The sequence below is a fragment of the Pelomonas sp. Root405 genome, from assembly GCF_001425165.1.
Classification (GTDB): domain Bacteria; phylum Pseudomonadota; class Gammaproteobacteria; order Burkholderiales; family Burkholderiaceae_C; genus Pelomonas.
Genome location: NZ_LMDU01000001.1, coordinates 1,323,951 through 1,347,748, shown reverse-complemented (window position 1 = coordinate 1,347,748; position 23,798 = coordinate 1,323,951). Strand labels below are relative to the sequence as shown.

General features: G+C 64.7%; 20 protein-coding genes, 1 tRNA gene and 1 pseudogene. 10 read left to right on the top strand and 12 right to left on the bottom strand.

Features of this window, described 5'->3' with window-relative positions; translation table 11 throughout:
• Positions 1 to 79 precede the first annotated feature (79 nt).
• The 9 genes from thrS (at position 80) to ASC81_RS06095 (ending at position 7,953) form a co-directional block, all read left to right on the top strand.
• Entirely contained in the window at positions 80 to 1,987 is a 1,908-nt protein-coding gene (gene thrS / locus ASC81_RS06135; RefSeq protein ID WP_056263793.1) for a threonine--tRNA ligase, read from the top strand.
• Between the two features lie 69 nt (positions 1,988 to 2,056).
• Positions 2,057 to 2,602 (top strand): translation initiation factor IF-3, encoded by a 546-nt coding sequence (gene infC / locus ASC81_RS06130; RefSeq protein ID WP_082532663.1) that lies wholly within the window; start codon positions 2,057 to 2,059, stop codon positions 2,600 to 2,602.
• 120 nt (positions 2,603 to 2,722) lie between these two features.
• Positions 2,723 to 2,926 (top strand): 50S ribosomal protein L35, encoded by a 204-nt coding sequence (rpmI, locus tag ASC81_RS06125; RefSeq protein ID WP_056263791.1) that lies wholly within the window; start codon positions 2,723 to 2,725, stop codon positions 2,924 to 2,926.
• A 27-nt stretch (positions 2,927 to 2,953) separates the two neighbouring features.
• Positions 2,954 to 3,310, top strand: a complete 357-nt coding sequence (rplT, locus tag ASC81_RS06120) for a 50S ribosomal protein L20 (protein WP_025564000.1) — start codon at positions 2,954 to 2,956, stop codon at positions 3,308 to 3,310.
• Between the two features lie 87 nt (positions 3,311 to 3,397).
• A complete protein-coding gene (gene pheS, locus ASC81_RS06115) occupies positions 3,398 to 4,441 on the top strand; it encodes a phenylalanine--tRNA ligase subunit alpha (protein WP_056263789.1) in 1,044 nt (347 codons plus the stop codon).
• Between the two features lie 10 nt (positions 4,442 to 4,451).
• Positions 4,452 to 6,881, top strand: a complete 2,430-nt coding sequence (gene pheT, locus ASC81_RS06110) for a phenylalanine--tRNA ligase subunit beta (protein ID WP_056263787.1) — start codon at positions 4,452 to 4,454, stop codon at positions 6,879 to 6,881.
• A gap of 22 nt (positions 6,882 to 6,903) precedes the next feature.
• The gene (locus ASC81_RS06105; protein WP_056263785.1) at positions 6,904 to 7,275 is read left to right on the top strand and encodes an integration host factor subunit alpha; all 372 of its coding nucleotides are present in this window, start codon (positions 6,904 to 6,906) and stop codon (positions 7,273 to 7,275) included.
• A gap of 35 nt (positions 7,276 to 7,310) precedes the next feature.
• Positions 7,311 to 7,841, top strand: a complete 531-nt coding sequence (locus tag ASC81_RS06100; RefSeq protein ID WP_056263783.1) for a MerR family transcriptional regulator — start codon at positions 7,311 to 7,313, stop codon at positions 7,839 to 7,841.
• A gap of 35 nt (positions 7,842 to 7,876) precedes the next feature.
• A tRNA-Pro gene (locus ASC81_RS06095) sits at positions 7,877 to 7,953 on the top strand.
• Between the two features lie 444 nt (positions 7,954 to 8,397).
• On the opposite strand, the gene istB is transcribed toward ASC81_RS06095, so the two are convergent.
• The 8 genes and pseudogenes from istB to kduD form a co-directional block, all read right to left on the bottom strand.
• Positions 8,398 to 9,189 carry an IS21-like element helper ATPase IstB gene (istB, locus tag ASC81_RS06090; protein WP_056263780.1) on the bottom strand — a complete coding sequence of 264 codons (792 nt, stop codon included), beginning with the start codon at positions 9,187 to 9,189 and terminating at the stop codon, positions 8,398 to 8,400.
• On the bottom strand, positions 9,182 to 9,349 hold the full coding sequence (locus ASC81_RS27335; protein ID WP_162245831.1) for a hypothetical protein: 168 nt from the start codon (positions 9,347 to 9,349) through the stop codon (positions 9,182 to 9,184). The genes istB and ASC81_RS27335 overlap by 8 nt, the downstream gene beginning before the upstream one ends.
• 97 nt (positions 9,350 to 9,446) lie before the next feature.
• Positions 9,447 to 9,848 (bottom strand): annotated as a pseudogene (locus ASC81_RS26445) (IS21 family transposase); the annotation flags it as partial.
• A gap of 443 nt (positions 9,849 to 10,291) precedes the next feature.
• Positions 10,292 to 12,028, bottom strand: coding sequence for a transporter (locus tag ASC81_RS06080; RefSeq protein ID WP_056263776.1), 1,737 nt, complete (start codon positions 12,026 to 12,028; stop codon positions 10,292 to 10,294).
• Positions 12,029 to 12,054: 26 nt separating this feature from the next.
• Positions 12,055 to 13,242 carry an alginate lyase family protein gene (locus ASC81_RS06075; RefSeq protein WP_056263774.1) on the bottom strand — a complete coding sequence of 396 codons (1,188 nt, stop codon included), beginning with the start codon at positions 13,240 to 13,242 and terminating at the stop codon, positions 12,055 to 12,057.
• Between the two features lie 2 nt (positions 13,243 to 13,244).
• Positions 13,245 to 15,827, bottom strand: coding sequence for a TonB-dependent receptor (locus ASC81_RS06070; RefSeq protein ID WP_056263772.1), 2,583 nt, complete (start codon positions 15,825 to 15,827; stop codon positions 13,245 to 13,247).
• A gap of 53 nt (positions 15,828 to 15,880) precedes the next feature.
• Positions 15,881 to 17,686: a hypothetical protein gene (locus ASC81_RS06065; RefSeq protein ID WP_156391786.1), complete on the bottom strand. Its 1,806-nt coding sequence runs from the start codon at positions 17,684 to 17,686 to the stop codon at positions 15,881 to 15,883.
• Between the two features lie 8 nt (positions 17,687 to 17,694).
• Positions 17,695 to 18,456 (bottom strand): 2-dehydro-3-deoxy-D-gluconate 5-dehydrogenase KduD, encoded by a 762-nt coding sequence (gene kduD / locus ASC81_RS06060; RefSeq protein WP_056263770.1) that lies wholly within the window; start codon positions 18,454 to 18,456, stop codon positions 17,695 to 17,697.
• A 302-nt stretch (positions 18,457 to 18,758) separates the two neighbouring features.
• Between kduD and ASC81_RS06055 the strand changes: the two genes are divergently transcribed.
• Positions 18,759 to 19,796, top strand: coding sequence for a LacI family DNA-binding transcriptional regulator (locus tag ASC81_RS06055; RefSeq protein ID WP_056263768.1), 1,038 nt, complete (start codon positions 18,759 to 18,761; stop codon positions 19,794 to 19,796).
• A gap of 216 nt (positions 19,797 to 20,012) precedes the next feature.
• Here the strand turns inward: ASC81_RS06055 and ASC81_RS06050 are convergent, their stop codons facing one another.
• From ASC81_RS06050 to ASC81_RS06035, 4 genes are read right to left on the bottom strand one after another with little or no spacing between them, the layout of a single operon-like run.
• Positions 20,013 to 20,708, bottom strand: a complete 696-nt coding sequence (locus ASC81_RS06050) for an ABC transporter ATP-binding protein (protein ID WP_056264370.1) — start codon at positions 20,706 to 20,708, stop codon at positions 20,013 to 20,015.
• Between the two features lie 11 nt (positions 20,709 to 20,719).
• Positions 20,720 to 21,505, bottom strand: a complete 786-nt coding sequence (locus ASC81_RS06045; protein WP_056263766.1) for an ABC transporter ATP-binding protein — start codon at positions 21,503 to 21,505, stop codon at positions 20,720 to 20,722.
• Positions 21,502 to 22,797 (bottom strand): branched-chain amino acid ABC transporter permease, encoded by a 1,296-nt coding sequence (locus ASC81_RS06040; protein WP_056263764.1) that lies wholly within the window; start codon positions 22,795 to 22,797, stop codon positions 21,502 to 21,504. Before ASC81_RS06040 ends, ASC81_RS06045 begins: the two co-directional genes overlap by 4 nt.
• Positions 22,797 to 23,756, bottom strand: a complete 960-nt coding sequence (locus tag ASC81_RS06035) for a branched-chain amino acid ABC transporter permease (protein WP_235533588.1) — start codon at positions 23,754 to 23,756, stop codon at positions 22,797 to 22,799. Before ASC81_RS06035 ends, ASC81_RS06040 begins: the two co-directional genes overlap by 1 nt.
• Between the last annotated feature and the right edge of the window lie 42 nt (positions 23,757 to 23,798).

The following is a 23,798-nucleotide window of genomic DNA, read 5'->3' as shown; positions in this document are numbered from 1 at the left end:
GTCTTCTCGCCTTCGGGCAACGAACAAAAGCGCGGCACCTGGCCGCGCTTTTTCATTTCTGCCCCGAACGGAGCACCCCATGATTTCCATCCAACTTCCCGACGGCTCGCGCCGTGAGTTTCCCGCCGCGCTGTCTGTCGGCGACGTCGCCGCCAGCATCGGCGCCGGCCTCGCCAAGGCCGCTCTCGGCGGCAAGGTCGACGGCAAGGTCGTTGACCTCAGCCACGTCATCGACCATGACGTCCGGCTCGCCATCGTCACCGAAAAGGACGCCGACGGCCTGGAGCTGATCCGCCACTCGACGGCTCACCTGCTGGCCTATGCGGTCAAGTCGCTCTACCCCGAAGCCCAGGTCACCATCGGCCCGGTCATCGAGAACGGCTTCTATTACGACTTTGCCTACAAGCGCCCCTTTACGCCGGAGGACCTCGCGGCCATCGAGGCCAAGATGACCGAACTGGCCAAGAAGGACGAGAAGGTCTCACGCCGCGTCCTGCCGCGCGACGAGGCCGTGGCCCACTTCAAGGCCATGGGCGAGGCTTACAAAGCCGAGATCATCGAGAGCATTCCGGCCGACCAGGATGTGTCGCTGTACGCCGAGGGCGCTTTCGAGGACCTCTGCCGCGGCCCGCACGTGCCCAGCACGGGCAAGCTCAAGCACTTCAAGCTGATGAAGGTGGCTGGCGCCTACTGGCGCGGCGACCACCGCAACGAGATGCTGCAACGCATCTACGGCACGGCGTGGGCGAGCAAGGACGACCTGCAGAAATACCTCGTCCGCCTGGAAGAAGCCGAGAAGCGTGACCACCGCAAGCTCGGCAAGGAACTGGACCTGTTCCACATGGAGGAAGCATCGCCCGGCACGGTGTTCTGGCACCCCAAAGGCTGGACGCTGTGGCAACAGGTGGAGCAGTACATGCGCCGTGTCTACCAGGACAACGGCTACCAGGAGGTCAAGGGGCCGCAGATCGTGGATCGCACGCTGTGGGAAAAGTCCGGCCACTGGGAGAAGTACCGGGACGCCATGTTCACGACCGAGAGCGAGAAGCGCGAGTACGCGCTCAAGCCGATGAACTGCCCGGGCCACATCCTGATCTTCAAGCAGGGCGTGAAGAGCTACCGCGACCTGCCGCTGCGCTACGGCGAGTTCGGCCAGTGCCACCGCAACGAGCCGTCGGGCGGCCTGCACGGCATCATGCGCGTGCGTGCCTTCACCCAGGACGACGGCCACATCTTCTGCACGGAAGACCAGATCCTGCCCGAGTGCGTGGCCTACACCGAGCTGCTTCAGAAGGTCTACCAGGACTTCGGCTTCACCGACATCCTCTACAAGGTGGCAACGCGTCCCGAGGCGCGTATCGGCTCTGACGAGCTGTGGGACAAGGCCGAGCATGCGTTGATGGAAAGCCTGCGCCGTGCCGGCGTCGCCTACATCCTGGCGCCCGGGGACGGTGCCTTCTACGGCCCGAAGATCGAGTACACGCTGAAGGACGCGCTCGGCCGCGAATGGCAGTGCGGCACCATGCAGGTCGACTTCAACATGACGGTGCGCCTGGGGGCCGAGTTCGTCGACGAAGACGGCCAGCACAAGGCACCCGTCATGCTGCACCGTGCCATCGTTGGCAGCCTGGAGCGTTTCATCGGCATCCTGATCGAGCAGCACGCAGGCGCCCTGCCCGTCTGGCTCGCACCAACACAGGTCGTCGTGGCCAATATCACCGACGCGCAGGCCGATTACGTGTCTGAAATTGTGAAATCGCTGCAAAAACAAGGGCTTAGGGCTTCAGCCGATTTGCGCAACGAGAAGATCACCTATAAAATCCGCCAGCATTCAATGCAAAAGCTGCCGTACATCCTCGTCGTAGGCGACAAGGAAAAGGCGAATGGCAGCGTTGCGGTACGCGCCCGTGGCAACCAGGATCTCGGCGTGATGCCCCTGCAGGACTTCCTCAACCGGATCTCCGCAGACATCACCAACAAGGTCTGAACCAGCCCGCCGGGCGCGATTTGTTTTGTTTGAGCCCTTCGCCTTGGGGCTCTTTGAAAGGTCTACACCATCGCTACGTTTGCCGACCGTCGTGCTATTCCGGAGCGCAAGCACCGGTTGAACCGCGAAATCATGGCTCCCGAAGTCCGTCTGAACGGCCCCGAGAACGAACCCATCGGCGTCGTCAGCATCCAGGAAGCCCTGCGCATGGCGGGCGACATGGATGTGGATCTGGTCGAGATCTCTGCCACTGCCAATCCGCCGGTCTGCCGGTTGATGGACTACGGCAAGTTCAAGTACCAGGAGCAAAAGCGCGCTGCCGAAGCCAAGTCCAAGCAGAAGATCATCGAGATCAAGGAAGTCAAGTTCCGCCCGGGCACGGACGAAGGCGACTACCAGATCAAGATGCGCAATCTGCGCCGCTTCATCGCCGAAGACGGCGACAAAGGCAAGGTCACGCTGCGCTACAGGGGCCGCGAGATTACCCACCAGGACATCGGCATGCGCCTGCTGGAGCGGATTCGCGATGAGCTGGCCGACGTGGCAATCGTTGAGAACATGCCGAAGCTCGAAGGTCGGCAAATGATCATGGTCCTGGCACCGAAAAAGCGCTGAGACCCAAACAGGTTTGACTGGTCGGTTTGGTCGCCGGCCAGTTCACAAGTCTCCTGAGGCCAACAAGCATGCCGGGCTCACCGGTATCGCCCCAGGGACACACTTAGAAGGAGCATCAACATGCCCAAAATGAAGACCAAGAGCAGCGCGAAAAAGCGTTTTCGCGTTCGTCCGGGTGGCACCGTCAAGCGCGGTCAGGCGTTCAAGCGCCACATCCTGACCAAGAAGACCACCAAGAACAAGCGTCAGCTTCGCGGTTCGGTCGCCGTGCACGAAACCAACATGGGACACATCGCTCAGATGCTGCCCTTTGCTGGCCTGTAATCCACCACTGACTCAAGGAGAAACACAATGCCTCGCGTCAAACGTGGTGTAACCGCTCGTGCCCGTCACAAGAAGGTCTTGGCTCTGGCCAAGGGCTTCCGGGGTCGCCGTAAGAACGTCTTCCGCATCGCCAAGCAGGCGGTGATGAAGGCGGGCCAATACGCCTACCGTGACCGTCGTACCAAGAAGCGCGTCTTCCGCCAGCTCTGGATTGCCCGTATCAACGCTGCATCGCGTGGTCTGGGTCTGTCCTACAGCAAGTTCGTGGCGGGTCTGAAGAAGGCCCAGATCGAGATCGACCGCAAGGTCCTCGCCGATCTGGCCGTCAACGATCCGGCTGGTTTTGCCAGCATCTTCGCCAAGGTGAAGGCCGCGCTCGCCTGATTGCGATCAGCTCCGGTTCGCGCCGGAGCCGCAACTGTTCAGGGGCCGGCCCATCGTGGTCGGCCCCTTTTTATTTGTGCTTCCCGAATGACTGATCTCGACGCTTTGCTGCAAGCGGCCACGGCTGATTTCGCCGCCGCGCCCACGCCCGCCGAACTGGAGAACGCCAAGGCCCGCTTCCTCGGCAAGTCCGGTCGTGTGACCGAACTGATGAAGGGTCTGGGTGCCCTCAGCATCGAGGAAAAGAAGACCCGCGGCGCCGAGATCAACCAGCTCAAGGTCGGCATCGAAGCCGCCTTGACCGCCCGCCGCGATGCGCTGGCAGCTGCGGAATTGGAAAAGCAGCTCAAGGCAGAGGCGCTGGACGTGACCCTGCCCGGCCGCCAGCGCGGCACGGGCGGCCTGCATCCGATCACGCGCGCCATGGAGCGCATCGAGGCCATCTTCTCGTCCATGGGTTTCGATGTGGCCGACGGTCCCGAGATCGAGACCGACTGGTACAGCTTCTCGGCCCTGAACAACCCTGAGAACCACCCTGCTCGCTCCATGCAGGACACGTTCTACGTCGACATGAAGGACGAGAACGGCGCCTGGCTGAACCTGCGCCCGCACACCAGCCCGATGCAGATCCGCTACGCGCAGGCCCACGCCAAACGCTACTCCGGCCAGGACACCATGCCGGAGATCCGCGTCATCGCGCCGGGCCGCACCTACCGCGTCGACAGCGACGCGACCCACTCGCCGATGTTCCACCAAGTCGAAGGCCTGTGGGTCGGCGACAACATCAGCTTCAAGGACCTGAAGGCGGTCTACCTCAACTTCATCACCGCCTTTTTTGAGACCGACCAGCTGCAGCTGCGCTTTCGCCCCAGCTACTTCCCGTTCACCGAGCCGAGCGCCGAAATCGACATCATGTTTGAGACCGGCCCGCTGAAGGGCCGCTGGCTGGAGGTGTCCGGCTCCGGCCAGGTGCACCCGCAGGTGATTCGCAACATGGGCCTGGACCCGGAGCGCTACATCGGCTTCGCTTTCGGCTCCGGCATCGACCGCTTGGCGATGCTGCGCTATGGCGTCAACGATCTGCGCGCCTTCTTCGACGGCGACCTCCGCTTTCTCTCGCAGTTCAAGTAACTAGACCGTTATGCAATTCCCCGAGTCCTGGCTGCGCGAGTTCTGCAACCCGCCCCTGTCCACCCAAGCCCTGGCTGAACTGCTGACCATGTCCGGCATGGAAGTGGAAGAGCTGCGCCCCGTCGCGCCGCCCTTCCACGGCATCGTCGTTGCCGAGATCCTCGAAGCCGAACAGCACCCTAACGCCGACAAGCTGCGCGTCTGCAAGGTCAATGCTGGTGGCGCGGAACCGCTGCAAATCGTCTGCGGCGCACCGAACGCGCGCGTGGGCATCAAGGTGCCGCTGGCCACCGTCGGCGCCGAGCTGCCGACTGACGACGCCGCCAAGCCCTTCAAGATCGGCGTCGGCAAGCTGCGCGGCGTCGATAGCTTCGGCATGCTGTGCTCGGCCCGCGAGCTCAAGCTCAGCGAAGACCATGGCGGCTTGTTGGAACTGGCTGACGATGCCGTCGTTGGTGAAGACATCCGCAAGCACCTCAACCTCGATGACACGCTGTTCACACTGAAGCTGACGCCCAACCTGGGCCACGGCCTGAGCGTCTTCGGCATCGCGCGTGAAGTCGCTGCGCTGACCGGTGCTCCACTGCTGAAGGCCGAGTTCCCGCCGGTCCAGCCGACAACTGACGACAAGCTGCCTGTGCGCATCGAAGCCACAGACCTGTGCGGCCGTTTCTCGGGCCGCATCGTCAAGGGCATCAACACCGCTGCCCAGACTCCCGCTTGGATGGTCCAGCGTCTTGAACGCTGCGGCCAGCGCCCGGTCACGGCGCTCGTCGACATCTCCAACTACGTGATGTTCGAGTACGGCCGCCCGTCGCACATCTTCGACCTCGACAAAATCAGCGGCGAATTGGTCGTGCGCTGGGGCAAGGCCGGCGAGCAGCTCAAGCTGCTGAACGGCAACACCATCACCGTTGACGAGAAAGTCGGTGTCATCAGCGATGCACGTGAGGTCGAGTCCCTCGCCGGCATCATGGGTGGCGACCACACCGCCGTGTCGGACGACACGCGCAACATCTACGTCGAGGCCGCCTTCTGGTGGCCCGAGGCCGTCATGGGGCGCGGCCGCCGCTACAACTTCTCGACCGATGCTGGGCACCGCTTCGAGCGCGGCGTCGATGCGTCGCAAACCGTCGAGCACATCGAGCGCATCACGCAGCTTATCGTCGACATCTGCGGCACGGCCGAAACCAAGGTCGGCCCGATGGACGACCAGTCGCCGAACGTGCCGGTGCGCAAGCCGGTGGCGCTGCGCGTCGCCCGCGCGGCCAAGGTCATCGGCATGCCGGTCACACAGGCGGACTGCGAAGGCGTGTTCAAGCGCCTGGGCTTGCCTTTTGCCACGGCGGAAGGCGTCATCACCGTCACGCCGCCGAGCTGGCGCTTCGACATCCTGATCGAGGAAGACCTGATCGAGGAAGTCATCCGCGTGCTGGGCTACCCCTCGCTACCGTCCACTGCCCCGCTGGCGCCCATCGTCGGTCGCACCGGCTCGGAGTCGCGCCAGTCCACTCACGCGCTGCGGCGCGCCGTGGCCGCGCGCGACTACTTCGAGACGATCAACTTCAGCTTCGTCGAAGAGCGCTGGGAGCGCGAGCTGGCCGGCGTAACCGAACCGATCCGCCTGCTCAACCCCATCGCGGCGCCGCTGTCGGTGATGCGCACCAGCCTGATCGGCAGCCTCGTGCAGGTCCTGCGACACAACCAGGCGCGCCGCGCCACACGTGTGCGCGTCTTTGAATTGGGCCGCGTTTTCAAGCGCGATGCCGGTGTGGCCAGCGGACCGCTCAGCGTGGCGGGCATCGAACAACCTTTGCGTCTGGGCGGGCTGGCCTGGGGCCCGGTCGATCAGCAGCAGTGGAGTCAGCGTGACCGCGCCGTCGATTTCTTCGACGTGAAAGGCGACCTGGAAGCACTGTTCGCACCGCAAGCGCTGACCTTTGAAGCTGCTGAACACCCCGCCCTGCACCCGGGCCGCAGCGCGCGTGCAAGCCTGAACGGAGTCGTCATCGGCATCGTCGGTGAACTGCACCCGCGCTGGCGCCAGGGCTACGAGATCAGCGGCGGCGCGCCCGTCGTGTTTGAGCTGAACCTCGACGCCGCGCTGCTGCGCACGCTGCCGCAAGGCCAGCCGCTGCCGCGCCAGCAGTCCGTGCAGCGCGACTTGGCGCTGGTCGTCAAGGACAGCACGCCACACGATGCGCTGATGACCTCGATCACCACTGCCGGCGGCGCGCTGCTGCGCTCGGCCAAGCTCTTCGACGTCTTCAAGCCCGCGGTCGGTTCGACGACCGACCTTCAGGCCGACGAGCGTTCCTTGGCCGTCCGCCTGGAGCTGCTTGATGACGAAGCCACGCTGACCGATGAGCGCATCGAAGCTGCTGTTGCAGCCATCGTCGCCGCGGCCAGCAATCAAGTTGGCGCCCGCCTGCGCGGCTGACCCTCAGGAGGAGGAACACTCAATGGACGCGAACGACGCAAGGAAACCAGCAGCGGCTGCCGTGGTCATCGGCAGCCTGGAAACGCCCACTCTGACCAAGGCCGAGTTGGCCGAGTTGCTGTTCGACAAGCTCGGGTTGAACAAGCGCGAGTCCAAAGACATGGTCGAGGCCTTCTTCGACATCCTGCACGACAGCCTCGTCAAGGGCGAGGACGTCAAGTTATCGGGGTTCGGCAACTTCAACATCCGCCGCAAGGCGCCGCGCCCGGGCCGCAATCCGCGCACCGGCGAGTCGATTCCAATCAAGGCGCGGAACGTTGTGACTTTTCACGCCAGCCACAAACTCAAGGGTCAGGTGCAAGGCGACGCGCCGGCCGGCGAAGACTTCGAGTAGAGTCTCCCCTCCCCTCTCGAACTCATTGATTTGCAATGGAAAAGGCGCTTCCGGCCATCCCCGCCAAACGCTACTTCACCATCGGTGAAGTCAGCGAGTTGTGTGGCGTGAAGCCGTATGTGCTGCGCTACTGGGAGCAGGAGTTCACTCAGCTCAAGCCCATGAAGCGGCGCGGCAACCGCCGCTATTACCAGCATCACGAGGTACTGCTCATCCGCCGCATTCGCGACCTGCTCTATGACCAGGGATTCACGATCAGCGGTGCGCGCAACCAACTCAGCGAGGGCCTGCCGCCCGCCGCGGCCCAGAACTTCCACGACGAGGCCGAAGCTGCTCAGGCCCTCGATGCAATGGGGCACGAGACGGACCCCGAGGACGAGGTCGGCATGCCTGCTGAGCTGGCACATCTGCCTGCAACGCGTCCCATGTCGTCGCATGCCCACGCTCAGCCGCTGAAAGCGGCCGAGGCATCCATGACGATGCCGGTGTTGGCCGTTGATCCGTTGACCACGATGGAGCAGGTCCGCGCGGAACTTCTAGCGATCCGTACCAGCTTGCTGAGCTGAAGCCGGCATTCCTGAGCTATACTGTTTGGCTCAGTCGGGGCGTAGCGCAGCCTGGTAGCGCACTTGCATGGGGTGCAAGGGGTCGCGAGTTCGAATCCCGCCGTCCCGACCAAAAATAAGAAGAGAAATCAAGGACTTAGAAGCGAAAGCCTCTAAGTCCTTTTTCCATTCTGGCGGCGAAAAATTCTTAGGGGGTCCACCCAGGGGTCCACCGGCAAAAGGCTGTGGGATGCAAGCCCCCCCGCCCGACCGCAGTTTTATTCGCGCATGTTCAGCATCCCCAATGGTCTAGACCGCATCAAAGGAGGATCACATGCCCCAGGACCCCCACTCATGCCCGATCAACGGCCGTAGCAGCCACTTCAAACGTCCGCCCACCCGGTGCGCTTGATCAAAAATCTTCTGGATGCTTCCAGCCCGAGCAGCTTCGGCTGATCAAGGAAATCGCTACCAAGCGGCGCGGCCGTCTTCTGAGGCAAGGGCTGTTGATTCCCACGCCATCCTGACCCACCGTTTCCGTCCAATCCTGACCCACCCTTGTTCGAGCATTTCGGGCTCAGGTTGTGGGTAACTTCCTCGGTTTGGACTCCTTCTTGGTGGTGGGTTGAGCTGAGCTGTTCTTGAAGCGGTAGCTGTCGTTGCCGGTCTCAAGGATATGGCAGTGGTGCGTGAGCCGGTCCAGCAGCGCCGTGGTCATCTTGGCGTCGCCGAAGACGCTGGCCCATTCGCTGAAGCTCAGGTTCGTCGTGATGACGACGCTGGTGCGCTCGTAGAGCTTGCTCAGCAGATGGAACAGCAGCGCGCCGCCCGAGGAGCTGAACGGCAGGTAGCCCAGCTCGTCAAGGACGACCATGTCCATGTGGGCCAGCCGGTGCGCCATCTGGCCAGTCTTGTTGCAGAGCTTCTCCTGCTCGAGCTGGTTCACCAGCTCGACCGTGGAGAAGAAGCGCACCCGCCGCCGGTGATGCTCCAGCGCCTGCACGCCGATGGCCGTGGCCAGGTGGGTCTTGCCCGTGCCCGGCCCGCCGACGAGCACGACGTTCTGCGCCTGGTCCATGAAGTCGCCGCGGTGCAGCTGCCTGACCAGCGCCTCGTTGACCTCGCTGTGGCTGAAGTCGAAGCCGGCCAGGTCGCGGTAGACAGGGAAGCGCGCCTGCCTGAGCTGGTAGGCCACCGCGCGCACTTCGCGCTCGGCTGTCTCGGCCTTGAGCAGTTGCGCCAGCAGCGGCTGTGCGGCCTCGAAGGCCGGCGCCCCTTGCTCAGCCAACTCGCTCACGGCGTGGGCCATGCCGAACATCTTCAACTCGCGCAGGGCGACGACGAGGGCGTTGATCCTGGTGTCACGCATGGCGCACCTTCCTTTCCTCGCGCAGGTCGTCGTAGCGCGTCACGTTGGCTTGGGGTTCGGTCGTCAGGCGCAGGGCCTGTGGCGCGTCCACCGGCGGTGGATCGGCCTTGCCATCAAGCAGCCGGTGCAGCACGTTGATGACGTACATCTTGGTCGGCACACCCACCTCCAGCGCCATCTCGACAGCCGCCAGCACCGCCTGCTCCTCGTGGTGCAGAACCCGATCTACGACTGGCGCCACTACCTGGCCGTGCTGCGAACTGGAAGGCCTCGCCGGCGTCGAAGACCAGCGGCACGAAGGTGCCCCGTCCCGTCGTCTGCTTGGCCTCCTGGCGCTTCTGGGCCCAGTCGCGCGCGAAGGCGGCCACGCGGTTGTAGGAGCCGTCGTAGCCGAGCGTCACGAGCTCAGCGTGGATCTGCTTCAAGGTGCGCCGCTGCTTGCGGTTCTTGCCCGCCTCGGTCTTGAGCCAGTGGGTCAGCTTCTCGGCAAACGGGTCGAGCCGGCTCTTGCTGGCCCGCTTGGCATAGGCCGGCTCTTGGTCGCCGGCGCGCAGGTACTTCCTGATGGTGTTGCGAGACAGGCCGGTGCGTCGGGCTATCTCGCGGATGGACAACTGCTCTCGCAGGGCCCACCGCCTGATGACACTCAGTGTCGCCACGTCAATCACTCCAGTGCTCCTGCCGCAAATAGCGGCAGGCTAGGGTTCATACGTGGGTCAGGTTCGAACGGAAATCACTGAATGGGGTGGGTCAGGTTTCGGAGGAAATCAACACTCATAGGTGGCTCCGTGCATTCCCTTGGGCCGGCGCCAGTTGTCATCGAGCCGGCGCTCTAGCTTGCGCTGCTTGATCCGGCCCGCCCCATGCCGTCCTCGGACTGGCTCGCGTAGGCGACATTCGCGGCGCTGCAGCGAAGAGGAGAGCTGGCCGGGAGCTTCGACATGCCCTGGTACCCGCAAGCCGCGTTGCAAGAGGCCCCCTTGGCAGAAAGCAGCTGCCGGTTGGCTTCTCAGAATTCCGTCTGCTCAGGAATCTCGATTGCGTCATCCACCTCGATGCCAAGGTACCGGTGCATCCGCCGCCTCGCGGCATGCGCGCGGCTCTACCGCTTGCGCGCTGAATGCTTGAGAGCCACGCCGACCGCCACAACGACGACGCCGCAGAACACAAAACCCAGGCGGCCCGCCATCGGATTGGGTATCAACGCCAGCAGGGAAATGAATCCACCATAGGCGAGGGAGAGGTTCCCCAAGAGGCGGGCCTGCGCATGGTCACTGTTGGCGCCCTCTTCGCGCGCAAAGTCCACGGGAGTGAGCATCCGGCTATAAAACGCCTCGATGCGATCACGTTCTGCTGAGGGTGTCGCCTTCCAGAACGCCATGGTGCCCACAAACCATGCAACACCCACAAGCACATTGACAAACAAACCCACAGCGATCGTCCAGTAGCCTGCTTCGCTGTTGGTCAGTGGTTGCACCAACTGCAATACAGATTCAAGCCAACGGGCGTCGAGATATCGCGTCGTCAGTAGCGAGGCGACCAAGCAAACAATCACGGTAGACCACCCCGACCAAGACGGTGTGCGTTTGATGAATACGCACAAAACCAGGGGAATGGTGTAGGGCACCGCAATCAGTGTGCCGAACTGGAGCATCAGATCGAATAACCCGATGTCCTCCATGCGCGAAAAGTTGATCGCCGCGATGATGACCAGGATACCGAGAACTGCAGTGGCGCATTTACCGGCAGTGACGAGTTCCTTTTCCGTGGCGTGCGGCCGCACTACCGTGTGGTAAAAATTCTTGACGAAAAATCCTGCGTTCTTGTTCAGCCCGCTGTCCATCGATGACATGGTCGCGGCGAGTATTCCGCACAGCAGCAACCCGATCATCCCGGCAGGCATCGTGGTGACGCTGATTGCGAGAAACGCACCTTCAGACGGGTTCTTGAGAGATGGAAACACGGCGCCGAGGTCGGGATGCAAAATACTCGCGGCCATCGGAGGAATGAACCAGATGATGGGGCCAACCAGAAACAATGCGGCGGCTAGCAGCGCGGCGCGGCGGGCGTGCACGTCGTCCTTGACGCAAAGATAGCGAGACCCCTCCAACATATTGTTGGTGGAAATGAACTGCTTGACGAGGATCGCCACAACCCAGACCAGCATCAAGGGAGAGTCAAACGCCGCAGCAATATCCAGGTGACCCGCCGGCAGGCGCTCGATAAAGGCCTGGACCCCACCCACCTCGCGCAGGGCGAGGAAGGCCGCCACCACCGTGACCGGCATCAACACCAGCATCTGGATGAAGTCGCCAGCGATGGCGGCCCAACTCCCGCCCAGCAGGGTCATTGCCACGACGACGAGCCCGGTCAACAGGATGGTGTGCTCAAGGTTGAAGCCGAAGGCGGCCGAAAGAAACACGCACAGCCCGTTCAGCCAAATACCTGCATACAGGGTTCCCAGGGGAATCTGCAACCAGGTAAAGACATGCTCGTTGGCTTGGGAAAAGCGCTGCCGCACAGCCTCGATGGCCGTGATGACGCGCATTTGCCGGGCGCGTGGCGCAAAGTAGGCCGCATTGGCAATGAACCCGACTGCGTTGGCAAAGAATATGACCAGAATGGGCCAACCTTCGCTGTAGGCCTTGGAGGCGGCCCCGGTGAATGTCCAGGCGCTGAACTGGGTCATGAAGGCAGCTGCCCCCACCAGCCACCACATCATCTGCCCGCCGCCGCGAAAGTAATCGCTGGAATTCTTGATGAAGCGAGAAGCCAACCCGCCCATGAGCAGCATGAACAGGAAATAGAAAGCGATGACGGCGTAGTCGTAGTGGGTCATGGTGATGCGCAGGCGCGCCGCTCAATTCAACGGCTGCTTGCGCCGGCGTCTGCCGCCAGTGCACCGGCCCCAAATAGCCGATACGTCGAGTCCTTCCCAGACGATGCGGCATTGGCATCGAGGATCTGACGCAGCGATGCGTCCTCGCGATGCCGCAGGTAGCGCGCCAACAGCGGCAGCAGGCTGCTGCGGTCTCCTTCGTGGAGGTCCTTCTTCGGCCAGGGCTTGGCCGGGTCGGCGTACGGGGCGAGGTAGGCCAGCGCGCCGCGCAGGCTGCGACCATCGGGCGTCGCGTAGCGCCACCAGTCCAGGCCAACATGGTCTGCCAACTCAGCGCATATCAGCAGCGCCTCCAGATTGAAGATGGAGTAGTCCAGCGAGCGCGTACGGGCCAGTTCGTGTGGCTGGCTGCCATCGGGTGCAATGTGGGCCGCGAGGCGACGCGTCAGACCTTGCTCCAGGATGGCCCTGGCGTCGTCACTGCGGCCCAGCACCAGCGCTAGATGAGCCGCCTGCGCGTCGTACCAGCTGCCATGGTTGTTGTGCTCGCCCTCCTCGTCGCGGCCGTTCTTGCTGGTGCGCAGCCAGGTGTAGAAGGCGGCGTTCCAGTCCTTCATCGCGCTGCGGTCCTGCGCGGTCCAGGCCTTGGACGAGCCCAGCATGGCCAGGCCCTCATTGATGTTGATCAGCCAGCGCGCTTCGATGAGGCCGATGCCCCGCCCTGTCGTGATGCCGGGAATGGCCTGGGCATGCTGGAAGTTGGGGTTCATGCGTGTGGCCGGGTCCAGGAACCACACGCGCGCCAGCGCCGCCGCCTGGGTCGCGTAGCGCTCGTCGCGGCTGAAGCGGTAGGCCAGGCCCAATGTCTCCACGGCCGCGCCAAGGCGAGCCAGGGCGAGGCTGTCGCTGCCCCTGGCCATGTCGGGGTTGCGATTGCCGTCACGGCGGATGTAGGGCAAGCCGTCGGGCTTGGCCGGGTCCGGCCACCAGTAGGGGCCGAAGCTCAGGAAGTCGTGCTTGTCGCCGCTGGCGGGGGTCAGCGTCTTGTTCAACACGGACTCCGGCTTCATCGCCAGCGCCGTGTCGGCTTTGGCGATCAGGGCCTTGTAGGCCGTGACGTCCTGCGGCGTCGTCACGGTCGTGGGTACGAGCAGCTGGGCGGCGGCAGGCGCCGTTTGCAGGGCCAGCGCGAGAAGGCAGATCAGCAGTTTCATGATCAGAACTTGGCGCGCACGCCGATGGAGAAGCGACGCTCCGACAACGCATAGCTGTTCAGCGCGACCGGCCCCATCTGGCTGAACTCGACGGTGGCGGACTTCTTCGGATTCAGGTTCTGTGCGTTGAAGTTGACGGACAGCGACTTGCTGAACTCATAGCCGAACTGCACATCGAGCTGCTGGCGCTTGTCGATGTAGTCCGGACGGCCTTGCGTGAACGCGAAGGCGGCCTTGTCGCGCGCATTGAAGGCGACGCGGGCGCTGAAGGGGCCGCTCTCGTACAGACCGATCAGGTTGTAGCTGTGCTTGGACACGCCGATCAGCGGCACGCCGCCGTCGCCCTGGCCGTCAGAGAAGGTGTAGTTGGCGATCACGCCGAAGCCGTTGAACGGCGCGGGCAGGAAGTCGAAGAAGCGCTGCACGCCGAACTCGAAGCCCTTGACCCGGGCGCTGCCGATGTTGGCCGGGCGGGTGTACGGGATGGCGCCCAGCTGCTCGAAGCCGACGAAGGTCTGCAGCACCGTGTTGTCGGCCTGCACATTGCTGACCTTCTTGCTGAAGACGGCGCCCGAGATCAGCGCGCTGCGCGTGCCATACAGCTCGAAGGACGCGTCAAGGTTGTTGGACAACGTGGGCTTGAGCGTCGCGTTGCCGCCAGTGGCCGTGCGGTTGCTGATGTTGACGAAGGTGGACGGCGCCAGCTCGGCGATGCCGGCCTGCTGCAGGGTCTTGCTGGCTGACAGCCGCACCATGAAGTCGCGCGTGATGTTGAAGACGATGTTGGCGCTGGGCAATGTGTTGGCGTAGCTGTTCTCGTCATGCGTGGGGATCAGCGTGGCGCCCTGGGTCAGCGTATCCACGCCGAAGTCGGTGCGGATGTGACGCACGCCGGTGTTGGCGCTGTAGCTCACGCCGCCCAGCGTGCCTTCGAAATCGGCCATCAGGTAGAACGCCGTGGCCTTCTCCTTCAGGTCGTAGTCGCGAGCGCTGTTGGGCAGCAGCGGCAGGCCGCCGGAGGCGCGCTCGATGATGTAGCCCGGGTCGATGTTGGCGGTCAGGAAGGAGCGCGGGAAGGCGCCGCTGATGCCGGGCAGGAAGCTGGCGGCATCGGTCGTCGTCCAGTAGGGGCGCACCTCGGCCAGCGGCGCCGTGACCTGGCTGCGGTAGGCATTGGAGACGGCATGCAGGTCGCGCACGCGCACGCCGGCGGAGATGCTCTTCAGGACGCCGTCATCGAAGTCGTACGCCACGTCGAGCTTGCCCACCTTCTCATCCATCTGTGCCAGCAGCAGGTTCGCGCGCACGCCGTTGGTGGCAAGCTTGTAGTTGGCCGGGTCGGCAGGGTTGAACGCGCCGAGGTCCAGGCTGGGCACGGGGCCGGCGCGGTAGTCGAACCGGCCCGGCACGTTGGCATTGAGGGAGTCCAGCGTCATCTGCTGGATGGTCTGCTCCAGCGTGCCGCGGCTGGCGCTGTACTCTGGGCGCACCGTCAGATTGCTCGTCGGCCGCCACTTGACGCTGAGCGCGCTCAGCATGCTCTCGGTGGGCTCGGCGCGGCGCAGGCCGGCGTGTTGCAGGGCGCCCAGCGAGTTGCCGGCGACGATGAAGTTGCCGTCGAACTCAGGGTTGGTGATGGCCTTGCCGGCATAGCGCCAGGACATGAAGTCCTGCTGGCGCTCGGTCTTGAGCTTGGAGTAGATGCCTTCGAGCTTGAACTCCAGCTCGGGCGACAGGCGCAGCTGCGCCTCGGCGGTGGCGCCGAAGCGCGAGCGGTCGACGGTGAACTGCTCGTACTGCGTGCGGTCGCCGCTGATGTCAGCCGAGCCGTCGCCGTTGAGGTCGGCGGTGGCGCCGGTCCGGCTGAAGAAGTTGTTGCGCTCGAAGGCCTGGGTGCGGGTGATGCGCTGCGTGTAGTCCACCGCCAGCAGCACGCCGAGCTGCTTGTCGGCGAACTGCTGGGCAATCAGCGCGGAGAACACGGGCTTGGTCTCGCCCGCCTCCTGCGAGTACTCGGCGGAGCCGCGCAGCGCGACCGTGAGGCCGCGGAAGTCCAGCGGGTCGGGCGTGACGAGGTTGACCGAGCCCGACAGGCCGCCTTCCACCTGCGCAGCGATGGGCGACTTGCGTACCTCCAGCCGGCCGAACAGGCCCGAAGGCACGGTGTCCAGTCCGGAGTTGCGGCCCAGCTGTTCGTTCTCGGGCGGCGACAGGCGGGCCGAGTAGCCCAGCAGCGTGCGGCCATCCACCTCCACGCGCACCAGCGGCAAGCCGCGGATGGAGACCGACTGGCCTTCGCCGAACACGCGCGTCACCTGCACGCCGGTGACGCGCTGCAGGGCCTCGGCCACGTTGGCGTCGGGCAGCTTGCCGACGTCTTCGGAGGTGATGACGTCCATCACCTGCGGCGCCTCGCGCTTGATCTCATTGGCGCGTTGCAGCGCGCTGCGAATGCCGGTCACGACGACGGTGCCCAGCTCATTCTTGGGATCGGCGGGTTCGGCGGGCCGTGTCTGCGCGTGCGCGGCGCTGGCCAGCACGAGCACGGCGGCGGCCACGGGCTTGAGGGAGGGGTTGCGGTTCATGGTCTTGTCTCCAGGCTATTTTGTTTGTGGGTGAAGAGCGGTGGCCCTGCGGCCTAGCCGTAGGTGATGACCCAGGTGAGCGTGATGGGCTCGCTGAAGGTGAAGGCCGCACGGCTGCAGCGCACCACGGTCGTCATCGGCCCACTGGGCGACTTGAAGCCGTCGTCGCCACGCGTGGGCGTGGCGCTGCAGTGGTCGAAGCCACGGGCCTCGAAGCACTGCACGCGGCCTTGCGAAAAATGGGTCGAGCCGGCCTCGGTGCGGGGCTGCTGGGAGAACGACGAAAAGGTCAGGCTCAGCTCGCGCACGTCCAGCGGCTGGGCCGGCGTGTACACATCGATGCGCGTGATGCGGCCGGGCTCGAACTCGTAGCGCGTGCGCACGCTGATGCGGGCGTCCTCCGACGGCGCATGGCCACCGAGCCGGTTCAGCGCGGCCTGCTCGTAGCTGACCCAGTGGCGGCGGCCTTCGCTGCCGTGGGCAATGCGCTGCATGAAGGATGTGGCCAGCAGCTCCGAGCCATCGGACAGGCAGAACTTCGGCAGCAGCTGGGCATGCGCAGGGCCGCTGTCGGCGATGCCGGCCACGATGTCCTCGGCGAATGGCAGCGGGTAGTAGGGGCTGTTGCCGTGCTGGCTCTTGCCGCCGTTGATGAGCGGCAGCGCGAACACGTCGGCGCCGTCGCGAACGATGGCCAGTGCGCGGTCGAGGCGGCCGCGGGCGAACCAGGTCAGCGAGAACGCCGGCCGCGTGCGCGCCAGCCAGCTTTGCAGGTCGGCAAGCGGTGCGCGGCCACGAAAGCCGGCGTCGTTCCAGAGCTGGTTGCTGGAGATGAACTGGTGGATGAGCGTGAAGTTCTCGCCCAGGATGCGGTGCTTGGCGCGGTAGAGGTCGGTGCGCCGCCCCTTGCCCCACATGTCCACCGAGTGCATGGCGGGGTCGAACCAGACGTCCAGGTATTTGGCGACGCAGCGGCAGGCGTAGGTGTAGGCATAGCCCTTCTCCTCGGGATTCAGCACATCGAGGAAGGCTGCGACCGAGAGGATCTCGACGGCGGCGCTATCGCCATAGGGCCCGATACTGCGGCCGAAGCCGAAGCCATGACCCGACACATTGGCCAGATTCAGCACCACGTCGACCGCGCGGCGCAGCAGCTGCCTGAGCCGCTCGGGCACGGCCAGACCGGTCAGCACGAAGCGCTGGCAGATCTCGGCGATGAGCAGGATGCTGTAGCGGTCGAAACGACCCTCACCTTCGGTCTCGTCGGAGAAGCCGAACTCGCCGGAATAGCGGTCGTAGTGGGCCAGCGTCTTGTCCAACAGTCGGCTCGCCTGGCGCTCGTCCTCCCAGCCCAGCATCATGCGAAGCCGCGCCACGGCGAAGGCGACGCCGTAGTAGTTGGTGGGCAGGTCGATCAAGGTCAGGTCGGCCTCGCGCACGAAGGTGCGCCAGTCGAGCTTGAGGCGCAGCGCGGCCAGCGCCTCAGCTGCCAGGGCCTGCTCCAGCAGGCCGGCCTGTTGCAGCTTGGTCAGCGCGAGGAGGTAGTAGTAGATGCCCCAGCTCTGGTTCTCCATGTCGAGCGTCATCTCGGCGATGTCGCGGTAGGTCTGCAGCGCCTGCGGCAGCTCGGCCGAGCCCGCTGGCGTGGCCAGCAGGACATGGCCCATGCCGAGGGCGATCTTGCCGGGCAGGAAGAGGTCGTTGCTGCGCAACGCGGGGACGCCGTCGAGCACGATGTTGCCGCGCTCGCGGCGCAGCTTCTCGAAGAAGTAGCGCAGCTGCGGGTACAGGCGCTCATGCACCAGCGTGTCCATCGCGATGCCAGCAAGCGGCGGCACGTACGGTGTGTGTCGTTGCATGCTCATCCTCAACGCGCCAGCCAGCCGCCGTCCACGGCCAGCGTGTAGCCGTTGACGTAGTTGGACGACTGCGAAGCCAGGAACACCACCGGCCCCGCCATGTCGGCCGGCTTGCCCCAGCGGCCGGCAGGAATGCGCGCGGTGATGGCCGCGTTGCGCGCCTCGTCGGCTTGCAGCGCCGCCGTGTTGTTGGTGGCCATGTAGCCGGGCGCGATGGCGTTGACGTTGATGCCATGCGCGGCCCACTCGTTGGCGAGGGCCTTGGTCAGCCCCATCACCCCACTTTTGGACGCTGTGTACGACGGCACGCGGATGCCGCCCTGGAAGGACAGCATCGACGCGACGTTGATGATCTTGCCGCCGCGCCCCTGTTCGATGCACAGCCGCGCCAGGGCCTGGGCGAGGAAGAAGGCCGCCTTGAGATTGACAGCCATGACCTCGTCCCAGTCGCTCACCCGGAAGTGGAGCGCGTCCTCGCGGCGGATGATGCCGGCGTTGTTGACCAGGATGTCGACGTGCCCGGTCAGCGTCTGCGCCTCCGCGATCAGGCGCGGGATGACGGCGATGTCGGCGAGGTCGGCGCGCAGGTCCAGAAAGCGTCGGCCCAGCGCCTCCACCGCCCTGCAGGTGTCGACTGGCGCGCTCTTGTTGATGCCGACGATGTCGGCGCCTGCCTCGGCCAGCGCGACGGCCATGGCTTGGCCAAGGCCGGTATTGCAGCCGGTGACGACGGCCACCTGGCCCGCCAACTCGAACAGATCGAACTTCATCCGTAACTCTTCTTTCGAGGCGCCGTCGGTCGCCTGGGTTGATCGATAGAACAAAAGTTAAACGATTAACTAGCGTTGCGCAAATAGGTCGATGCAGGATCAAGGGAAAGTCACTACTCAGCTAGATACCCGTCCATTACCCAAGGGTAAACGCTTATAAATCACCAAGCAATGGCCACGACAATTCAGGCAATCGTTTGCCTTCCCGACGAAGGGAAGCAGTACTCCAACGCTGCTCGAGACCCGTTTGCCGCCCCAGCGCGAGGCGCCTGCGCCGCCCGACGCAACGTAGATTGACAACCATGGCCCCCACCAATCCCCGCCCACCGACGATGCGCGACGTGGCCCGCACGGCAGGCGTCTCCACGGCCACCGTGTCGCGCTACGTCAACGGCCTGCAGCGCTTCACCGAGGCTACCGAGACCCGACTGCGCGAAGCCATCGCCACCCTGGGCTTCAGCGTTGACCCGGTCGCGCGCAGCATGATCACGGGCCGCACCCACACCGTGGCCGTCGTCATCCTCGACATCCGCAACCCGCACTTCACCGGCATCGTCAAGGGCGCCAACCGCAAGGCCCAGCAGCTGGGCTACAACCTGCTGTTTGTCGACACGGGAGAGCGCCAGAACGCCGAGGCCGGCATGCTGCGCGACCTGAGTCGGCGCGTGGACGGTCTCATCGTCAGCTCGCGCATGCCCGACGCCGACTTGTCGACGCTGCGCGACCTGGACAAGCCGGTCGTCTTCTTCGGCCGCGCCAGCCAGGTCGGCGTCCACAGCGTCAGCGCCGACGGGCGCTCGGCCGCCGCGATGCTGGGCCGCCATCTCATTGACCTGGGTCACCGCCGCATCGCCTATCTCGGCTATGGCGCCGCGCGCTGGGACTCCGAGCGCAAGGCTGGCCTCACCGAGGCGCTGCGCGAGGCCGGGCTGGAGCCCCTCTATTTCTCGGCCGATTCGCCCACGCTGGAGGCCGGCGAGAAATCCGTCGGCGAGGTGCTGATGGGCAGTGCGCGGCCAGACGCCGTCGTTTGCTACAACGACATGCTGGCGCTGGGTTTCATGAAACAGGCGCAGGCTGCGGGCGTGCGCGTTCCCGAGCAAGTCTCAATCGCCGGCTTTGACGACATTCCGTTTGCCCGGTTCAGCACACCCACGCTGACCACGGTGGACATGCAGAGCGAAGCCATGGGCGAGCTGGCGCTGGAGCGACTGATTGAGCTGATAGATGGAACCCTCGACGCCAGCGAAGAGATGCTCAAGCCACGCCTGGTGTTGCGCCAATCCACGGCCGCAAAGGCGTTGTCTACGAATGCACCCGCAGGTTCGCGATTGCTCTGACGTTGCGCTTCTTGCCATCACATGGGCCGGCCTGACGGTCGGACAGCGCCGCGGGAAGTGACGCCATAGGGCTGCAGGAAGCCGGCGAGGTTGCCCGCTTCTCTTGGTGCGCACAGGCCGTCTAGGCGCTGATCGCCACGGTGGGCGACTTCAGGAAGCTCAAGCACGGCGCGCAGTTCGTGCTGCGGCGTCCCAGACCTGATGCGCCGTTCGCAATCAGACTTCCAGCCACTCCTTGCGGATATAGGCGTTGGCGCGGAGGTCGTCGGGCGAGCCCTCGAAGACGATGCGGCCATGGCCCATCACGTAGCAGCGCTCGGAAATCTCCATGGCAATGGCCAGCTTCTGCTCGACCAGCAGCACGGCGATGCCACGGTTCTTCAATTCCTTGAGGTACTCGGCGACCAGTTCGACGATCTTGGGCGCCAGGCCCTCGGTAGGCTCGTCGATCATGATGAGGTCGGGGTCGCCCATCAGCGTGCGGCAGAGCGTGAGCATCTGCTGCTCACCGCCCGACAGCACGCCGGCTTCGGTGTGCTGGCGCTCGCGCAGCCGAGGGAACATCTTGTACATGTCCTCGAAGCCCCAGCGCGGGTTCTTGGCGCCTGACTTCTCGCCCAGCATCAGGTTCTGATGCACCGTGAGCTTGGGGAAGATGTCGCGGTTCTCCGGCACGTAGCCCAGGCCCATGTGAGCGATCTCGTAGGCCTGGCGGCCGACCAGTTCCGCGTCACCCCAGCGCACCGAGCCCTTGGCGTCGACCTGGCCCATGATGGTCTTGACTGTCGTGGAGCGACCGGCGCCGTTGCGACCCAGCAGGCTGACGATCTCGCCCGGATTGACCTGCATGCTGACGCCATGAAGCACATGGCTCTTGCCGTAGAAGGCATGGACGTTGTCCAGCTTGAGGATGCGCCCCTGGGTCATGCTGCCGCCGCTTGTTGATCCGCCAGCACGGAACCCAAGTAGGCCTCCTGCACGCGCGGATTGGCACGCACCGCGTCGGGCGTGTCGAAGGCAATGACTTCACCGTAGACCAACACGGCGATCTTGTCGGCCAGCCCGAAAACGACGCCCATGTCGTGCTCCACGGTCAGCAGCGTCTTGCCGACGGTCACGTCGCGGATGAGCTGGATGAAGCGCTTGGTCTCGCTCTTGCTCATGCCGGCCGTGGGTTCGTCCAGCAGCACGACGCTGGCGCCGCCAGCGATGGTGATGCCGATCTCCAGCGCCCGCGCCTCGGCGTAGGTGAGGTTCATCGCCAGCACGTCGCGGCGCTTGTCGAGTTTGATCATCTCGAGGATCTGGTCGGTGCGGTCGTTGGCGTCGTCGAGGTCGGCCAGGAACTTCCAGAACGCGTAGCGGTGGCCCAGGCTCCACAGCACGGCACAGCGGATGTTTTCGAACACCGAGAGCCGCGTGAACAGGTTGGAGACCTGGAAGCTGCGCGACAGGCCCAGGCGGTTGATCTCGAAGGGCTTCTTGCCGTCGATGCGCTGGCCATGCAGATGGATCTCACCCGATGTCGGCCCGAAGCGGCCGCTGATCAGGTTGAACAAAGTGCTCTTGCCCGCGCCGTTGGGACCGATGATGGCCACACGCTCGCCGGCCTGCACGGCCAGGTTGGCGCCGCGGATGATCTCGCTCTTGCCGAAGCTCTTGCGCACGTCGCGCAACTCGACGGCGAAGCCGGAAGTCGTCGCCGTCACAGCGCCTCCCTCCGCTTGATTTCCTTCTCGATGTCTTCCTGGATCTCCCCCCACTCGTGCACGTAGTGGCGGCGCACGAGCTCGAAGAGGGCCACGCCAATGATGATCAGGAAGGCGGCACCGAACCAGGCGTCCAGGCCGGCGCTGTCGAGCTGGGCACCCATGAACTTCATCTGCGGGCCCAGGGCCTCGTTGAGTTGACGGTGGTAGAGCATCTCGATCATGGCGGCCGCGCCCACCAGCGCCGCGAAGGCAGTGCCCGCCAGCGCGAGGTAGGAGGTCCAGAGCTTCTTCAGCTTGCCGAAGGCCGCGACGCGCAGGTTCATCAGGATCAGGCTCGCGAAGCCGCCTGGCGCATACATGACCATGAACAGGAACAGCAAGCCGAGGTAGAGCAGCCAGGCGCTCGTCAGCTCTGCCAGCATCACGCCGCAGAACACCATCAGCACGGCACCGAGGATGGGACCGAAGAAGAACATCGCGCCGCCCAGGAAGGTGAACAGCAGATAGGCCCCCGAGCGCGCCGCGTGCAGCACATCGGCGCCGTTGACGATCTCGGTGTTGATGGCGCCGAGGCCGCCCGCGATGCCGGCGAAGAAGCCGGAGATCGTGAAGGCCATGAAGCGCACCCAATGCGTGTTGTAGCCGACGAACTCCACGCGCTCGGGGTTGTCGCGCACCGCGTTCAGCATGCGGCCCAGCGGCGTGCGCGTCAGCGCGAACATCGCCGCCGTGCAGATGAAGCAGTAGACGGCAACCAGGTAATAGACCTGGATCTGCGGCCCGAAACTGATGCCCATGACCGGCTTGCCGATGACGCGGTTGCTGGACACGCCGCCCTCGCCACCCGAGAACTCGGGCAGCATCAGCGCCAGCGCGAACACCAGCTCACCAATGCCCAGCGTGATCATCGCGAACGGCGTGCCGGCCTTCTTTGTCGAGATATAGCCCAGCAGCACCGCGCAGACCAGCCCTGCCAGGCCGCCCACCAGCGGGATCAGGCTGACCGGAATGCCAAGCGTGCCGGCTCCGACCTTGTTGAGCGCGTGGATCGCCAGGAAGGCGCCCATGCCGCTGTAGACGGCGTGGCCGAAGCTCAGCATGCCGCCCTGGCCCAGCAGGATGTTGTAGGCCAGGCAGGCAATGATGCCGATGCCCATCTGCGTGAGCATGGTCTGGGCCAGCCCGCTGGTCCAGATGCGCGGCGCGACGAGAAGGATCAGGGCGAAGAAGCCCCAGACGATCCAGCGCCCGACGTTGTAGGGCTTGAAATGGAATTCTTGGGTCTTCATCAGTCCTCCCGCGTGCCCAGGAGGCCCTTCGGCCGGAAGATCAGGATCAGAACCATCAGCAGATAGGGCAAGATGGGCGCGACCTCGGCCATCGTCAGGCGCAGCAGCGGATAGCCCGGCGTGCTCTGCGTGACAGCAAAGCCCCAACCGCTCAGCAGCGTGGCGAGCGAGCCGTTCAACGCCAGGGGCAGCGTCTGCAGCAAGCCGACGACGATGGAGCCGACGAAGGCACCCGCCAGCGAGCCGATGCCACCCACGACGACGACGACAAAGATGATGGCGCCGATGAAGGCGGCCATGTTGGGTTCGGTCACGAACGTGATGCCGCCGACCACGCCGGCCAGGCCGGCCAGGGCACAGCCGCTGCCGAACACCAGCATCAGCACGCGCGGCACGTTATGGCCCAGCGCCTCGGCCATGTGCGGATGGGTCAGTGAGGCCTGGATGACCAGGCCGACCCGAGTGCGCGTCAGCAGCAACCACAGCGCCACCAGCATCAACAGCGCCACGACCATCATGAAGGCCTTGGTCAGCGGGAAGTTGGAGCAGGACGCCGCCGCGCAAATCTCCGGCGCGGCTTTGCCGAGCATCAGCGACATGCCCTCGACCGGGTGCGAAATGATGGTGAAGGCCGAGCCTTGCAGCTCGGGCGGCGGCGTGAAAGGCACCGCCGTGCGGCCCCAGATCAGCTGCACCAGTTCCAGGATCACATAGGACAGGCCGAAGGTGATCAGCAGCTCGGGCACATGCCCGAACTTGTGCACCCGCCGCAGCGCCAGCCGTTCGAAGGCAGCCCCCAACAGCCCGACCGCCAATGGCGCGAACAGCAGCGCCAGCCAGAAGCCGACGATGCCCACCAGCGAGTAGGCGACGTAGGCGCCGACCATGTAGAAGCTGGCGTGGGCGAAGTTCAGCACGCCCATCATGCTGAAGATCAGCGTCAGCCCGGAGCTGAGCATGAAGAGCAGCAGACCGGACGACAGGCCGTTCAGCAGGTTGAT

Bases quoted from the DNA above. Each gene is read 5' to 3' on its own strand.
- thrS (WP_056263793.1), top strand. From the start codon at position 80: ATGATTTCCATCCAACTTCCCGACGGCTCGCGCCGTGAGTTTCCCGCC.
- rpmI (WP_056263791.1), top strand. From the start codon at position 2,723: ATGCCCAAAATGAAGACCAAGAGCAGCGCGAAAAAGCGTTTTCGCGTT.
- rplT (WP_025564000.1), top strand. From the start codon at position 2,954: ATGCCTCGCGTCAAACGTGGTGTAACCGCTCGTGCCCGTCACAAGAAG.
- pheS (WP_056263789.1), top strand. From the start codon at position 3,398: ATGACTGATCTCGACGCTTTGCTGCAAGCGGCCACGGCTGATTTCGCC.
- pheT (WP_056263787.1), top strand. From the start codon at position 4,452: ATGCAATTCCCCGAGTCCTGGCTGCGCGAGTTCTGCAACCCGCCCCTG.
- ASC81_RS06105 (WP_056263785.1), top strand. From the start codon at position 6,904: ATGGACGCGAACGACGCAAGGAAACCAGCAGCGGCTGCCGTGGTCATC.
- ASC81_RS06100 (WP_056263783.1), top strand. From the start codon at position 7,311: ATGGAAAAGGCGCTTCCGGCCATCCCCGCCAAACGCTACTTCACCATC.
- istB (WP_056263780.1), bottom strand. From the start codon at position 9,189: ATGCGTGACACCAGGATCAACGCCCTCGTCGTCGCCCTGCGCGAGTTG.
- ASC81_RS06080 (WP_056263776.1), bottom strand. From the start codon at position 12,028: ATGACCCACTACGACTACGCCGTCATCGCTTTCTATTTCCTGTTCATG.
- ASC81_RS06075 (WP_056263774.1), bottom strand. From the start codon at position 13,242: ATGAAACTGCTGATCTGCCTTCTCGCGCTGGCCCTGCAAACGGCGCCT.
- ASC81_RS06070 (WP_056263772.1), bottom strand. From the start codon at position 15,827: ATGAACCGCAACCCCTCCCTCAAGCCCGTGGCCGCCGCCGTGCTCGTG.
- ASC81_RS06065 (WP_156391786.1), bottom strand. From the start codon at position 17,686: ATGCAACGACACACACCGTACGTGCCGCCGCTTGCTGGCATCGCGATG.
- kduD (WP_056263770.1), bottom strand. From the start codon at position 18,456: ATGAAGTTCGATCTGTTCGAGTTGGCGGGCCAGGTGGCCGTCGTCACC.
- ASC81_RS06055 (WP_056263768.1), top strand. From the start codon at position 18,759: ATGGCCCCCACCAATCCCCGCCCACCGACGATGCGCGACGTGGCCCGC.
- ASC81_RS06040 (WP_056263764.1), bottom strand. From the start codon at position 22,797: ATGAAGACCCAAGAATTCCATTTCAAGCCCTACAACGTCGGGCGCTGG.
- ASC81_RS06035 (WP_235533588.1), bottom strand. From the start codon at position 23,756: ATGCTCAGCTCCGGGCTGACGCTGATCTTCAGCATGATGGGCGTGCTG.